This window comes from Kribbella italica (assembly GCF_014205135.1).
Lineage (GTDB): Bacteria > Actinomycetota > Actinomycetes > Propionibacteriales > Kribbellaceae > Kribbella > Kribbella italica.
In genome coordinates, this window is sequence record NZ_JACHMY010000001.1 from 754084 (window position 1) to 767590 (window position 13507).

Annotated in this window: 12 protein-coding genes; 6 read left to right on the forward strand and 6 right to left on the reverse strand. The window is 70.6% G+C overall.

Features of this window, described 5'->3' with window-relative positions:
* Positions 1-15: 15 nt before the first annotated feature.
* Positions 16-507 carry a Cys-tRNA(Pro) deacylase gene (gene ybaK / locus HDA39_RS03665; protein WP_184793827.1) on the reverse strand — a complete coding sequence of 164 codons (492 nt, stop codon included), beginning with the start codon at positions 505-507 and terminating at the stop codon, positions 16-18.
* 10 nt (positions 508-517) lie between these two features.
* Entirely contained in the window at positions 518-1177 is a 660-nt protein-coding gene (locus HDA39_RS03670) for a helix-turn-helix domain-containing protein (protein ID WP_184793828.1), read from the reverse strand.
* A 71-nt stretch (positions 1178-1248) separates the two neighbouring features.
* Between HDA39_RS03670 and folE the strand changes: the two genes are divergently transcribed.
* The gene (gene folE, locus HDA39_RS03675) at positions 1249-1881 is read left to right on the forward strand and encodes a GTP cyclohydrolase I FolE (RefSeq protein ID WP_184793829.1); all 633 of its coding nucleotides are present in this window, start codon (positions 1249-1251) and stop codon (positions 1879-1881) included.
* Between the two features lie 62 nt (positions 1882-1943).
* On the opposite strand, the gene HDA39_RS03680 is transcribed toward folE, so the two are convergent.
* Complete coding sequence (locus HDA39_RS03680; RefSeq protein ID WP_184793830.1) at positions 1944-2267, reverse strand: hypothetical protein; 324 nt, start codon at positions 2265-2267, stop codon at positions 1944-1946.
* Positions 2268-2544: 277 nt separating this feature from the next.
* Between HDA39_RS03680 and HDA39_RS03685 the strand changes: the two genes are divergently transcribed.
* From HDA39_RS03685 to HDA39_RS03705, 5 genes are read left to right on the forward strand one after another with little or no spacing between them, the layout of a single operon-like run.
* Positions 2545-3960: a 3' terminal RNA ribose 2'-O-methyltransferase Hen1 gene (locus HDA39_RS03685; protein WP_184793831.1), complete on the forward strand. Its 1416-nt coding sequence runs from the start codon at positions 2545-2547 to the stop codon at positions 3958-3960.
* On the forward strand, positions 3960-6488 hold the full coding sequence (locus HDA39_RS03690; protein ID WP_184793832.1) for a polynucleotide kinase-phosphatase: 2529 nt from the start codon (positions 3960-3962) through the stop codon (positions 6486-6488). The genes HDA39_RS03685 and HDA39_RS03690 overlap by 1 nt, the downstream gene beginning before the upstream one ends.
* A gap of 47 nt (positions 6489-6535) precedes the next feature.
* Positions 6536-6862 carry a PadR family transcriptional regulator gene (locus HDA39_RS03695; protein WP_184793833.1) on the forward strand — a complete coding sequence of 109 codons (327 nt, stop codon included), beginning with the start codon at positions 6536-6538 and terminating at the stop codon, positions 6860-6862.
* Entirely contained in the window at positions 6859-7800 is a 942-nt protein-coding gene (locus HDA39_RS03700) for a hypothetical protein (RefSeq protein WP_184793834.1), read from the forward strand. Before HDA39_RS03695 ends, HDA39_RS03700 begins: the two co-directional genes overlap by 4 nt.
* Complete coding sequence (locus HDA39_RS03705; RefSeq protein WP_184793835.1) at positions 7797-9260, forward strand: thioredoxin domain-containing protein; 1464 nt, start codon at positions 7797-7799, stop codon at positions 9258-9260. The genes HDA39_RS03700 and HDA39_RS03705 overlap by 4 nt, the downstream gene beginning before the upstream one ends.
* Here the strand turns inward: HDA39_RS03705 and HDA39_RS03710 are convergent.
* The 3 genes from HDA39_RS03710 to HDA39_RS03720 form a co-directional block, all read right to left on the reverse strand.
* Positions 9255-11375 (reverse strand): outer membrane protein assembly factor BamB family protein, encoded by a 2121-nt coding sequence (locus HDA39_RS03710; RefSeq protein ID WP_184793836.1) that lies wholly within the window; start codon positions 11373-11375, stop codon positions 9255-9257. The genes HDA39_RS03705 and HDA39_RS03710 overlap by 6 nt on opposite strands.
* A 216-nt stretch (positions 11376-11591) precedes the next feature.
* A complete protein-coding gene (locus HDA39_RS03715; protein ID WP_184793837.1) occupies positions 11592-12455 on the reverse strand; it encodes an aldo/keto reductase in 864 nt (287 codons plus the stop codon).
* A gap of 11 nt (positions 12456-12466) precedes the next feature.
* Positions 12467-13444: a carbohydrate kinase family protein gene (locus HDA39_RS03720; protein ID WP_184793838.1), complete on the reverse strand. Its 978-nt coding sequence runs from the start codon at positions 13442-13444 to the stop codon at positions 12467-12469.
* Positions 13445-13507: the final 63 nt, after the last annotated feature.

A 13507-nucleotide genomic window follows, 5' to 3' on the forward strand; every position in this document is an offset into this window, starting at 1 on the left:
AGGCTCCTCGTCTGGTCAGCGGGCGATCGGCGCGGTCCGGGCGGCGGTGACGGTGATCAGGTCGGCCGGTGCCAGGCCGAGGTCGAGCCCCCGGCGGCCGCCGGAGACGTAGACCGTGTCGTGCTCGGTCGCGGTGGCGTCGACGACGGTCGGCAGCCGGCGCTTCTGGCCGATCGGGCTGATCCCGCCGACGACGTACCCGGTGGTCCGCTCGGCGGCGGCCGGGTCGGCCATCGTCGCCTTCTTCCCGTCGAGCGCGGCGGCGACGGCCTTCAGGTCGAGCTGCCGGTCCACCGGGACGACGCCGACCGCGAGCTTGCCGTCGACGTCGACGAGCAGGGTCTTGAACACCTGCGCGGTCTTCAGCCCGAGCGCTTCGGCCGCCTCCAGCCCGTACGACTTCGCGGCGGGGTCGTGCTCGTAGGAGTGCGTGCTGAAGGTGATCCCGGCCTTGGTCAGCGTGACCGTCGCCGGGGTGCCCACCGAACTCTGCTTGCTCTTCGCCACTCTGACCAGACTAGTGGTCGGACACCCCGGAGTGCTGCAGGCGGACACAGCAATGGTTCGGCGTGGGCTCGAGCTCTGCTCTGAGACCAGAGTCAGGGCGACCGGCCAGAACGCCTCTGACCAGGTGCAGTGTCATCGCGCAGACCAGCGAGCCGTGGGCCTTGGCGAGCGCCCGGAAGGGGCAGTTGGACAGGGCGATCGACTCGCCCTCGGGGTGAGGCTCGAAACCTTGGCCGGCCAGGACTTCCAGGATGGAGTCGCCGGTGAGGGACTTGCCGTAGGTGTGGGCCTGGCGTTCCAGGGCGGCGCGGGGAGAGTCGCCGGTGGACTCCGCGTCCGTGATGGCGCCCGCGAGGAGGTGGCCGGCGACGGCGTACTGGCGTTCGGGCAGGGAGACCGCGATCTCGGTGTCCGACCGGCGGTAGAGCTTCGCGGGGCGCCCGGCGCCGGGGCCCGTGCGGCCGGTACGGCGTGCGTGGACCACCGTGAGCAGGCCCTCGGCGGCGAGTTTGTCGAGGTGGAAGGCGGCCGTGTTGCGCGGCAGCGCCAGCGCGGTGGCCGCGTCGTCACGGCTGACCGCGGCGGCGGCCGCGACGACGTACTCGTAGAGGCGGCGGCGGGTCGGTTCGTCGAGGGCGGCGACCGCCTGGAGATTGGCCTGTCGGTCCACGGGATGATTCTATCGCCAACTTCGGTTGACAAAACAGTAAACTGATCGCCTTCGATGATCAGGAGGGGCGCATGACGACGATCCGGACCGAGCTCGCCGAGCCGACCACGGCGGTGCCGACGAAGCTGCACGTCGTGGGCGGACGCCCCGAGATCGACCTGCCGGCCGCGGAACGCGCGGTGGCCGACCTGCTGGTCGCGCTGGGCCGCGACCCGGACGGCGCGCACCTGGCCGAGACGCCGCGCCGGGTGGCGTCGGCGTACGCCGAGATGCTGACGCCGCGGGAGTTCGACCTGACCACGTTCCCGAACGACGAGGGGTACGACGAGCTGGTGCTGGCGCGGGACATCCCCGTGCAGTCGCTGTGCGAGCACCACATGCTGCCGTTCCAGGGTGTGGCGCACGTGGGGTACCTGCCGGGGGAGCGGATTCTCGGGCTGTCGAAGCTGGCCCGCGTGGTGGAGCTGTTCGCGCGTGACCTGCAGGTGCAGGAGCGGCTGACCAAGCAGGTCGCCGACTGGCTGCAGGATCATCTCGCGCCGAAGGGCGTGGGCGTCGTAATCGAGGCCGAGCACCAGTGCATGTCGTTGCGCGGGGTGCGCGCGGCGGGGTCGACGACGGTCACGTCGGCCGTGCACGGCTCGCTGCGCGAGAATCCGGCGTCGCGGCAGGAGTTCTTCGCGCTGACCGGTATTTCTGCCTAGTCGCTGGTCCTGCGCACGGGCGTGGCCATGCGTTGGTGGCGACTACTTGGAGTGGGTGCGCGCTACGCCGTGGCGACGGCTGGGGGTGGGTGGTGGGTGAGGCGGCCCGTCGCCAGGATGTGGGCGACCTCGCCGGGGAGCAGGTCGGTGCCGGGCACGGTCTCCATCTCGGAGACGTCCAGCCAGCGCACGACCGTGGCGCCGCAGTGGCCGTGCACGGCGAGGATCGAGGAGAGGTCCGGCCAGACGGCGGTGGAGGGGTTGTCGCCGTGCCAGCGCAGCGCCACCGAGCCGTCGGTGAAGACGCACCCTTCGGCCACCACCCCGGTGCCGGAGACGCCGCTGACGTCGGTGAAACGAACGAGTTCGAAGGTCTGGGGTTTCACCGGCGGACCTCTGCGGTCGCGGTGGCCAGGCGGCCTGAGGGAGCTGTAACCATGGTCCTTTCCCCGGGATTCGGCGCGGGTGGGTGCTCGCCACAAACCGGGGACAGGTACCGACTGTCAGCGGGGAAGGACGGTCCGTAGCGACTCATCTTCTGGAAAACAAGCTAGAACCAAACCGCCCGGACGCGCCAGAGCTTGTCCGCGTGTCTCGGTGAGTGGTCGGATCCGTGGGACAAAAGGACGCGGCGTTCGGACTGCCGGCGTGGTCGAATGAGCCGTGTTCCTGACCATCGCCACCACGTCCAGCGGTCTCGGCGCCCCGGCGGCCGAGCTCGGTTTCCTGCTGCACAAGAACCCGGCGCGACCGCAGTCGGTCGACGTCACCAGCGGGACAGCTCATGTGATCTACCCGGAGGCCACCGACCAGGCCTGTACGGCGGCCGTCCTGCTCGAGGTCGACCCGATCGCGCTGGTCCGGTCCGGACGGGGCCGCGCGGCGGAGGGGTTCACGCTCGGGCAGTACGTGAACGACCGGCCCTACGCCGCCTCCAGCCTGCTCGCGGTCGCGCTGGGCAAGCTGTTCCGGACGGCGATGAACGGGCGGTGCGACGCGCGCCCGGAGCTGGCGGCGCGGCCGATCGAGCTGGAGCTGCACGTCCCGGCGCTGCCGTGCCGCGGCGGGGCAGCGCTGGCCGAACGGCTCTTCGCGCCGCTCGGGTGGACTGTGGATGCCCGGCCGGTCCCGCTGGATCCGGAGATCCCGGAGTGGGGCGATTCCCGGTACGTCGACCTGCGGCTGAGCGGCGTACTGCGGCTGGCGGACGCGCTGAATCATCTGTACGTGCTGCTCCCGGTGCTCGACGACGCCAAGCACTACTGGGTCGGGCCGGACGAGATCGACAAGCTGGTGAAGGCCGGGGACGGGTGGCTGGGGACGCATCCGGACAAGGAGCTGATCAGCCGGCGGTACCTGGCGCACCGGCGAGCGCTGACCGATCAGGCGCTCGAGCGGTTGACCGAGGCCGACGGGCTGTCGCTCGAGGACGAAGAGCCGGCCGAAGAGGTCGTTCAGGCTGACGCGCCGCCTTCGCTGGCGGTGCAACGGCGGGAGGCCGTGGTCGGCGTACTGAAGGAGCTGGGCGCGCACCGGGTCGCCGACCTGGGGTGTGGAGAGGGTCAGCTGGTCGGGCTGCTGCTGAAGGACGGGCAGTTCGACGAGGTCGTGGCGACGGACGTGTCGGCGCGGTCGCTGACGCTGGCCGAGCGGCGGCTGCACGTCGACGAGATGTCGGACCGCAAGCGCGAGCGGCTGCGCCTGTTCCAGTCGTCGGTCACGTACGCCGACGCCCGGCTCTCGGGCTTGGACGCCGCCGTCCTGATGGAGGTCGTCGAGCATGTCGATCCGCCGCGGCTGCCGGCGCTCGCGCAGGCCGTCTTCGGGGCGGCGCGGCCGGGGGCTGTCATCGTGACCACGCCGAACTCCGAGCACAACGTCCGGTACGAGACGCTCGCGGCCGGTGCTTTCCGGCACCCGGACCACCGGTTCGAGTGGACGCGCGAGGAGTTCCACGGGTGGGCGGCCGAGGTGTGCGCGCTGTACGGGTACGGCGTGACGTTCCGCTCGGTCGGGCCGGACGACCCGGAGGTCGGGCCGCCGACCCAGCTCGCTGTGTTCCGGAAGGAGAGCGTCTGATGGCGACGATCGGTGTACCGGCGCTCAGCCTCGTCGTACTGGTCGGGGCGAGCGGGTCGGGCAAGTCGACGTTCGCGCGCAAGCACTTCCTCGGGACCGAGGTGATCTCGAGTGACTTCTGCCGCGGGCTGGTGTCGGACGACGAGAACGACCAGGCGGCGACCAAGGACGCGTTCGCGGTGCTGCACTTCATCGCGGCCAAGCGGCTCGCGGCCGGGCGGCTGACCGTGATCGACGCGACCAACGTGCAGCCGGAGGCACGCAAGGAGCTGGTCGCGCTGGCGCGGGAGCACGACGTCCTGCCGGTGGCGATCGTGCTGGACCTGCCGGAGAAGGTGTGTCTGGAGCGCAACGAGCAGCGGCCGGATCGGGACTTCGGTGCGCGGGTCGTCGGGCGGCAGCGGTCGCAGCTGCGGCGTGGGCTGCGGAGTCTGCGGCGGGAGGGGTTTCGCGGGGTGCACGTGCTGGAGACCGTGGAGGCGGTCGAGGCGGTGACGATCGAGCGGACCCGGCTGTTCAACGACCTGAAGGACCAGGTGGGGCCGTTCGACATCATCGGCGACATCCACGGCTGCCGCGCGGAGCTCGAGCAGCTGCTGGGTGAGTTGAACTACACGATCACCCGGGATGCTGAGGGACGTGCGATTGACGCTACTTCTTCTACTGACAGAAGAGTGGTGTTCGTCGGTGACCTGGTCGACCGGGGGCCCGACACTCCCGGTGTGCTCCGGCTGGTGATGGGGATGGTTGCTTCGGGCAACGCGTACTGTGTGCCCGGCAACCACGAGGACAAGCTGCTGAAGGCTCTGCGGGGCAAGAAGGTGAAGACCTCGCACGGGCTCGCGGAGTCGCTCGAGCAGCTGGCGGCCGAACCCGACGAGTTCCGGGCGCAGGTGGACACCTTCATCGACGGGCTGGTCTCGCACTACGTGTTCGACGACGGCAACCTCGTGGTCTCGCACGCGGGGCTGGTCGAGCGGATGCACGGTCGCGCCTCCGGGCGGGTTCGCGCGTTCTGCCTGTACGGCGAGACGACCGGCGAGACCGACGAGTTCGGCCTGCCGGTCCGCTACCCGTGGGCGCAGGACTACCGCGGCCGCGCGATGGTCGTCTACGGGCACACCCCGACGCCGGAGCCGGAGTGGATCAACAACACGATCTGCCTGGACACCGGTGTCGTGTTCGGCGGCGCGCTGAGCGCGCTGCGGTACCCGGAGCGCGAGCTGGTCGCCGTACAGGCTGCTGAGCAGTACTACGAGCCGGCCAAGCCACTGCACGTCCCGAGCGCGCCGCAGCGCGAGCCCGACGTGCTCGACATCACCGACGTCACCGGGCGCCGGGTGATCGAGACCACGACGCACGGACGGCTCAGCGTGCGCGCCGAGCAAGCGGGTGCGGCGCTGGAGGTGATGAGCCGGTTCGCGATCGACCCGCGGTTCCTGCTCTACCTGCCGCCGACGATGAGCCCAGTCGCGACCTCGCCGGAGCCGGGGCTGCTGGAGCACCCGCGGCAGGCCTTCGAGGCGTACCAGGGTCAGGGCGTCACCGAGCTCGTGTGCGAGGAGAAGCACATGGGGTCGCGCGCGGTCGTGCTGCTGACGCGGGACGACGACGTCGCCGAGAAGCGGTTCGGCCTGGCCGGTCGCGGCGCGGTGCACACGCGGACCGGGCGGTCGTTCTTCGCGCCGGAGCTGACCGACGAGCTGCTGCTCGGGCTCCGCGAGGTCGTCGCCGGGGCTGGGCTCTTCGACGAGCTCGACACCTCCTGGCTGCTGCTCGACGCCGAGCTGCTGCCGTGGAGCGTGAAGGCCGGCGAGCTGCTGCGCAACCAGTACGCCGCGGTCGGCGCGGCCGCGCGATCGTCGTTGCCGGTGGCAACCTCGGCGCTGGAGACGGCGCAGGAGGCCGGGCTCGACGTCGGGGACCTGCTCGAGCGGACGCAACGCCGTACGGCGAACGCGGACCTGTTCAGCGCGGCGTACCGACGGTACTGCTGGCCGACCGACGGGCTGGAGGGCGTGCGCGTGGCGCCGTTCCAGGTGCTGGCGTCGGAGGGCGCGACGTACCACGACCGGCCGCACGCCTGGCACCTCGGGATCGCGGACCGGATGGTTGCCGCGGGCCCCGGTCTGGTCACGGCGACGCGCCGGCTGTTCGTCGACGCGGACTCGTGGGCGGACGGGATCGCGTGGTGGGAGGAGCTGACCGGCGCGGGTGGCGAGGGCATGGTCGTGAAACCGGCCGCGAACCTGGTCCGGACCGGGAAGTGGCTGGCGCAGCCGGGGCTGAAGGTCCGCGGGCAGGAGTACCTGCGGATCATCTACGGCCCCGACTACACCGAACCGGCCAACTTCGAGCGCCTCCGCAACCGGAACCTGGGCCACAAGCGCTCGCTCGCCCTGCGCGAGTACGCGCTCGGCCTGGAGTCGCTGGAACGCGCCGCCCGTGGCGAACCGCTGTGGCGGATCCACGAGTGCGTGTTCGCCGTACTGGCCCTGGAGTCGGAACCGGTCGACCCGCGGCTGTGAGCGGGCCCTGCGTCGCATAGTTCGTCGAGCGATATATAGTCGGTCGCATGAAGGACGCATCGCTGACCGAGGCGCAGTACTTCCTGCTGGCCGCACTGCAGGACGGGCCGCTGCACGGGTACGGGATCATCAAGGCCACCGAGGAGGCGACCGACGGGCGGCTGCGGCTCGCCGTCGGGACCTTGTACGGCGCCTTGGAGCGGCTTGAGCGGGCGGGGCTGGTGGTGGCCGACGGCGAGGCGATCGTGGACGGCCGCGCCCGTCGGTACTACCGGCTGACCGACGACGGCAGCGCGGCCCTGCAGCGCGAGGCGGCCCGGCTGCAGCAGGCGGCGAACGTCGTCATCAAGCGATCCCGTACGGCGCAAGCGTGAACCGGCTGGTCCTGCTGGCCTACCCGAAGGCCTATCGCGACAATCGCGGCGACGAGCTGCTGGACTGTCTCGCGGACGCTCATCCCGGGCGCGAGTGGCCACCGCCGCGTGAGGCGGCCGCCTTGCTGGGGAGCGCGCTGCGGGCTCGGGTCCAAGCAGCCACCACCGGGACCTGGTGGCCGGCCGGACTGCGGCTGGCCGGGCTCTGGCTGGCTCTGCTCGCGCTGGCGCCTTATCTGCAGGACGTGTGGAACTGGACGCTGCACATCGACCCGGCCGCGCACGCGATCAACTTCCACTTCAACGGCCGGCTCCCGTGGGCCGTCGGCGAGGGCACGCGGACGCGCCTGCTTCCGTACGGTTTGCTGCCGCTGATCGCCTTCGTCGCGTTGCTGCGCGGCCGGGCCTGGATCGCCGTGCCGGCTGCCGCGGCGATGGTCTACGCCGGGCTCACCATCGGCAGCTCGGACGTCTTCGGCAGCCAAGGTGTGGTCGGCCCGAGCTACTACGGGCTGGGTGCGCCGATCCTTGCCCACCACCTCGTGCTGCCGATCCTGTTGGTAGTGATCAGTGCGGTGCTGACGGTCCGTCGTCGTCGGGTGCGGTCGTCGTCCTACGCCTGGCTGATTCCGCTCGCGGTCGCCGCTTTCGTTGCCGGGGGCCTCCATCTCACGGCCGGTGATCCGTGGTTCCAGCGGGGGCAGTTCGTCCTCGAGATCGTGCTGGTGATCGGCGCCGGTCTCGCGACGTACCAGACTCGCGACTTCCGCTGGGTGGTGCCGATCGGTGCCTTCGGCATCGTTCGGGCCGAGGCGATCCTCACCGATCCGACCGTGCTCGCCTACCACGCGCAGCCGAGCGTCACCGCCGTACTGGCTCTGCTCGCGGCGCTGCCCGTGCTGGTGCTGACGACCCGGAAGAACACCCGGCTCCGATGAAGCGGCCTCTGAAGCTCGCCGTCGCCTTCATGGTGCTCTATCTCCTCGCGGTCTGTACGCCGTACGGCCAGTCCGTCGAGAACGCGATGATCCGGGGGTTCAGCAGCGAGACCTGGATCTCCGGCATCCGGTACTCGATCGGGCCGCCGCCGCTGCGGGGCGAGGAGGCCACGCTCGTCGTCGGGATCGTGCTGATCGTCCTGATCGCCGTCCTGCGCCGGCAGTGGCGGCTCGCTGTCGCAGGAGCTTTCGTACCGGCGGCCACGGCGGTCAGTACGTTCGTCCTCAACCGGTTCGTCCTGCCTCGGCCCGAGATCTCCGGTGCGCCCGAGTCGCTGACCGAGGTCAGCTTTCCCAGCGGCCATGTCGCGATCACCGCGGGGGTTGCGATCGGCGTGGCGCTGGTCTGCGGTCCACGCGCCCGCCCGTACGCCGTTGCCGCCGGTGCGACCTGGCTGGCGTTCGTCGCGGCCGCGGTGCAGAACCTGAGCTGGCATCGGCCGAGCGACGTGATCGGAGCGACCCTGCTCGCCGGGATCTGGTACCTGGTCGCCGTGCGCTGGTTGCCGGCAGCATCCAAGCCGGCGCTGCCGGTCGCTGACTCCGGCCGCGCTGGGGTCTTGCCGGTCCTGGTCCTCGCAGCCGTGGGAGCGGTCCTCGGTGCGGGGCGCACCGACTACCTCCTCGAAGCGATCGCCGAAGGCGTCGTGGGTCTGCTCTGCGCGGTCATCCTCTGGTCCGTAGCGTCCGAAGAATCGAGATGCGTCCGAAGAAGGGTGCGCTATAGCCTCGGCTTCTTCGGACGCCTGCAGTTCCTTCGGACGCTACGTGCACCGTACGAGTTCGGCGTCGTCGCGGTCGTGCTGATGCTCGCGATCGTCTCTGTGGTCGGCGTCGGCTACTGGCGCAGCCACTCCCCGGTGCACGTCGACACTGCCCGGCCGGAGCCTGCGGTGATCACCGGGCCGGGAACCGCCGGCCGGGGCGTGACGATCGGGAAGGCCGGCGCCACCACGAACATCGACTTCTACCTGGACTTCCGCTGCGTTCCCTGCGGCGAGTTCGAGGAGTCGGCCGGGGCGACGCTGGACCGCCTGGTCGCGGACGGCACCGCCACCCTGACCTACTGGCCGATGACCGTCATGCACTCCGGCTCGCCGCAGCTGGCCACCGCGTTCGCCGTCGCCGCCGCCAACGGTCACGCCCGCGGATTCGTCCGGGCGATCTACGACGATCCGGACAAGGCGTGGACCGATGACCAACTGGTCGAGCTCGGCAACAAGCTCGGCGTCCCGGGGTTTCGCGAGGCCCTGGCGGCGAACGGTTACCAGGGCTGGCTCGCTTCCCTTGAGGAGACGACCGTCGAGCGTGAGGTCCTCGACCTTCCCACGGTGTTCGTGAACCACCGCAAGCTGCGGGCCGATCAGCTCACGCCCGAGGGCCTCACGCTCGGGTCATAGGCCCGTCACACCCCGCAGTACGCCGTCCTGGAAGCCGATCACCAGCGTGCGGTCGGCGATCAGGGTGGGCGTGGAGAAGGTGTTGGCCTTGCTCACCTGGAGGACGGACTCCGCGGTCCCGGTCGCGAGGTCGATCCGCGTGAGCAGGCCGGTGGTGCCGACCAGCCAGGCCGTCTTGCCGTCGCGGGACAGGGCCGGGCCGGACTCGAACGCACGGAGTACGGGCCGGATCGTCCAGCGGGTGGCACCGGTCGCGGGATCGGTCATCACGACGTTGCCCTGCTCATCGATCAGCAGGAGCCCGTACGCCGTGAGCCGGGACGGCGTGTAGATGTAGCTGCCGGCCTTCTGCCAGCGGACCGCCCCGGTCACGGGGTCGAGCGCGAGTGCGGCGGAGACGGTCGCGACCAGGACGGAACCGTCGGGCAGCAGATCGAGCTCGTCGTTCCAGGCGCCGTAGATCAGTAGCTGGTACGGCGTGGTCCTGGTGGTGATCGACACGGCCCAGAGCTCGGCGCCGGTGCGGGCGTCGAACGCACGGGCCCTGCCGTCACCGCCACCGGCGAAGACGCGCTCGCCGTCGCACGCGACGCGACCGGCGAACAGGCCGTGCAGGTCTCCGGACCAGAGGATGCGGCCGCGGGAGTCGAGGCAGTACAGGCGCCCACCGGCAGCCACGAGGATGCGGTGCCGGCCGTCGATCTTGGTCATCAGTGGAGTGGACAGGACGGGGGCGTTCAGGTTGGTGGACCACGTGGTCGAGCCTGTCGATGCGTCCAGTGCGTAGACCTTGTGGTCGGCGGAAGGCACAAGGACGGTGCGATCCATCAAGGCAGGGGCTCGGTGGACGGCGCCGACGCTGCGGCGCCATCGACGGGTGACGGACCGGCCGTGGGCCGAGAAGGCCTGGACCTGACCGCCGGTGGTTGCCGCGACGAAGCCGGTGCTGGTGGGGAGCAGTGCGCCCTGGATCGCACCGTCGAGCTTGGCGGTCCAGGAGACTGTTGCGGAGTTCGCCCTGAGCTTTGCCTGCAAGGTGCGGTCGAAGGCGGCGCCATCGTTGCCGATGGCCCGTAGTTGGACGCGGTGCTCGCCGGGCGGCAGAGCGGTCGCGTTCAGGTCTCCTCGCCAGGTGTTGCCGTTTCGGGCGAGCGGGACCCACGTACCGGCGTTGCTGCCGCTGAACACGTTCTGCGGGTACACCTGCGCGAGGACCTGCGCCGGCGCGGTCTTGAAGGCAGCCGACACGGTGATCGACTGCTGCGTGGTGTGGACCGTTGCGTGCTTCGGTTCGAGCGCCTCGCCCGGGCCGGTGCGGCCGAGCGGGATCGTTGCGACGGGTGTCGAGGTCGGGGAGCCGGTGACCGGTACGGCGACCTCGGTGACGTCGAGGCGGCTGCCGTCCGCCGTACGCTCGACCCAGTAGAAGCTGGGGACGGCGTACGTGTTGCGCATCGCGACCTGGGTGAGCCCGTTGAACGCCGCGACCTGCTGGCGGTGGATGTGACCGGCGAAGATCGCGCGGACCCGGTGCCCGGCGATCCGGTCGAGGAAGTCCTCGGTGTCGTTCACGTAGTAGTTGTCCGCGCCGAGCGGGTAGTGCAGGAACATCGCGGTCGGCACGTCGTGGCCGCGCAGCGCGCGGGACACGTGGTCGAACCCGTCCGCGCCGAACAGGCCGGGCTCCTGCAGCAGCTGCATCGGCGCGAGGCCGACGACGCGGAGGCCGTGCTGCTCGAACGACGACCACTCGGGGCCGAAGTACCGGCGGTAGGTCTCGAACGCGTCGGGGGTCCAGCGGGACTCGTGGTTGCCGGGCACGTGCCGCATCCGGTCCCACAGGCCGGCCGGGATCGACGAACGGTAGAGCGCGAACTCGTCGTCGACGCCGTAGTCGGTGATGTCGCCGCAGTGCAGGACGAAGTCGGGGTTCAGGCCCTGGGCGACGGTGAGCATCCGGTGCAGGTCCTTGGACCGGTCGGGCAGCACGACGTCCGCGTGGGTGTCGGTGATCACCGCGAACCGGAGTGAGGTGGTGTCGAGGTGTTCGCCGGACGGCGCGGCCTCGGCGGTCGCCGGCAGGATGGCGCCACCGGCGAGGCCGAGACCGGTCATCCCGAGGAATTGCCGCCGGTTGGGCGGGAGGAGGGCGGAGGGATCAGTGGGACGCAGATTTGTACGCACAGATCTCGACCTAACGCTCGCCGGTCGGCCGCTGTCAACGGTTGAGCGGACTGTTGGCCAACCGGTCGCCGCCGGTTCCCGCGGACGTTCGACGCCGCCTGTGCGTCGGGTGACGAACGCCTCCGGCAACCGTGTCGGGACCGGAGGTCAGCTGACCGCTTCGGTGAGGCGGGTGAACTCCTCGTCGGTGAGCTCGACCTCGGCGGCGGCGAGGTTGTCCTCGACGTGGGCGACCGACGACGTGCCGGGGATCGGCAGCATCACGGGGGAGCGCTTGAGCAACCAGGCCAGCGCGAGCTGGGACGGGGACGCGGTGTGGTCCTCGGCGAGTTGGTCGAGCGGTCCGCCGGCGCGGGCCAGGGCGCCGGTGGCCAGGGGGAACCAGGGGATGAAGCCGAGGTCGTTCTGCTCGGCGTACTCCAGGACCGGCTCGGCGTCGCGCTGGGCGAGGTTGTAGAGGTTCTGTACGGAGACGATCCGCGCCGTGCGGCCGGCTTCCTCGATCTGCTCCACGCTGACCTCGGACAGGCCGATGTGCCGGATCTTGCCCTCCTGCTGGAGCGCGGCCAGCTCACCGACCTGGTCGGCGACCGGGACGTTCTCGTCGATCCGGTGCAGCTGGAGCAGGTCGATCCGCTCCAGGCCGAGATGCCGCAGGTTCAGCTCGACCTGCTGGCGCAGGAACTCCGGCCGGCCGAGAGGAACCCATCCGTCCGGCCCGGTCCGCACGTACCCGGCCTTCGTGGCGATCACCAGGTCGTCGGCGTACGGGTGCAGCGCCTTCTTGAGCAGCAGATCCGCGGTGAACGGACCGTACGAGTCCGCCGTGTCGATGAAGTTCACGCCGAGCTCGACCGCTCGCCGCAGCACCCGGACGGCTTCGTCCGGATCCTTGGCGTCACCCCAGACGCCGTCGCCCGGCAGCTGCATGGTCCCGTACCCGAGCCGCCGAACCGTCAGGTCCCCGCCGATGGTGAACTCACCCGACGCCGCCGCCACTGCTGCAGTCATCCCGAACTACCTCACAGGTTGAGGGTGGAGGCGGCCGTGGCGGCAGCCTCGTCGCCGTAGGCCGAGCCGAGGCGCTTGAGGAAGGCCGGGCGGTCCAGCGTGTACTCCTGGGTGCCGACCGTCTCGAGCACGGTGGTGGCCAGCGTGCAGCCGATCTGGGCGGCGGCCTCGTGGTCGAGACCGGCCGCGCGGCCGGTCAGGTAGCCGGCGCGGAAGGCGTCGCCGCCGCCGGTCGGGTCGACCAGGCCGGGAGCCGGTACGGCGGGGATCTTGGCGAGCACGCCGTCGGCGTTCTCGATCACGACGCCGTCGCCGCCGTGGGTGGTGACCCGGACGCCGACGCGGCTGAGGATCTCGTCCTGGCTCCAGCCGGTCTTCTGCGCCATCAGGCCGGACTCGTACTCGTTGCTGAACAGGTACGTCGCGCCGTCGATCAGCTCGCGGATCTGCTCGCCGTCCATCCGGGCCAGCTGCTGCGACGGGTCGGCGGCGACGGCGATGCCGTTCTCCTTGGCCAGCCGGGTGTGCTTGAGCATGCCGTCCGGGTCGTCGGCGCCGATCAGCACCAGGTCGACGCCGCCGGTCTTGGCGTGGATCTCGGCCAGGTCGATCTCGCGGGCCTCGGCCATCGCGCCGGTGTAGAACGAGGCGATCTGGTTCGCGTCCAGGTCCGTCGTACAGGTGAAGCGGGCGGTGTGCACGTTCTCGCAGACGCGGACGTGGGAGACGTCGACGCCGGCCTCGGTCAGCGCCGCGCCGTACTCGGCGAAGTCGGCGCCGACCGAGCCGACCAGCAGGGACGGGCGGCCGAGCTGGGCCATCCCGTAGCAGATGTTGGCGCCGACACCACCGCGGTGCACGACCAGTTCGTCGACCAGGAACGACAGCGAGACCTTGTGCATCTGCTCGCCGACGAACTGGTCCTTGAAGCGTCCTGGGAACGTCATCAGGATGTCGGTCGCGATCGATCCGGCGACGGCGATCTGCATGCTGGGGTTCTCCTCGGAGGGGTCGGTGTCGAGCTGTCGGGCAACCCGTAGAGACTACAGGCG

Excerpts from the sequence above, each read along its gene's own strand:
- folE (WP_184793829.1), top strand. The coding sequence starts at position 1,249 with ATGACGACGATCCGGACCGAGCTCGCCGAGCCGACCACGGCGGTGCCG.
- HDA39_RS03690 (WP_184793832.1), top strand. The coding sequence starts at position 3,960 with ATGGCGACGATCGGTGTACCGGCGCTCAGCCTCGTCGTACTGGTCGGG.
- HDA39_RS03695 (WP_184793833.1), top strand. The coding sequence starts at position 6,536 with ATGAAGGACGCATCGCTGACCGAGGCGCAGTACTTCCTGCTGGCCGCA.
- HDA39_RS03705 (WP_184793835.1), top strand. The coding sequence starts at position 7,797 with ATGAAGCGGCCTCTGAAGCTCGCCGTCGCCTTCATGGTGCTCTATCTC.
- HDA39_RS03710 (WP_184793836.1), bottom strand. The coding sequence starts at position 11,375 with ATGACCGGTCTCGGCCTCGCCGGTGGCGCCATCCTGCCGGCGACCGCC.
- HDA39_RS03715 (WP_184793837.1), bottom strand. The coding sequence starts at position 12,455 with ATGACTGCAGCAGTGGCGGCGGCGTCGGGTGAGTTCACCATCGGCGGG.
- HDA39_RS03720 (WP_184793838.1), bottom strand. The coding sequence starts at position 13,444 with ATGCAGATCGCCGTCGCCGGATCGATCGCGACCGACATCCTGATGACG.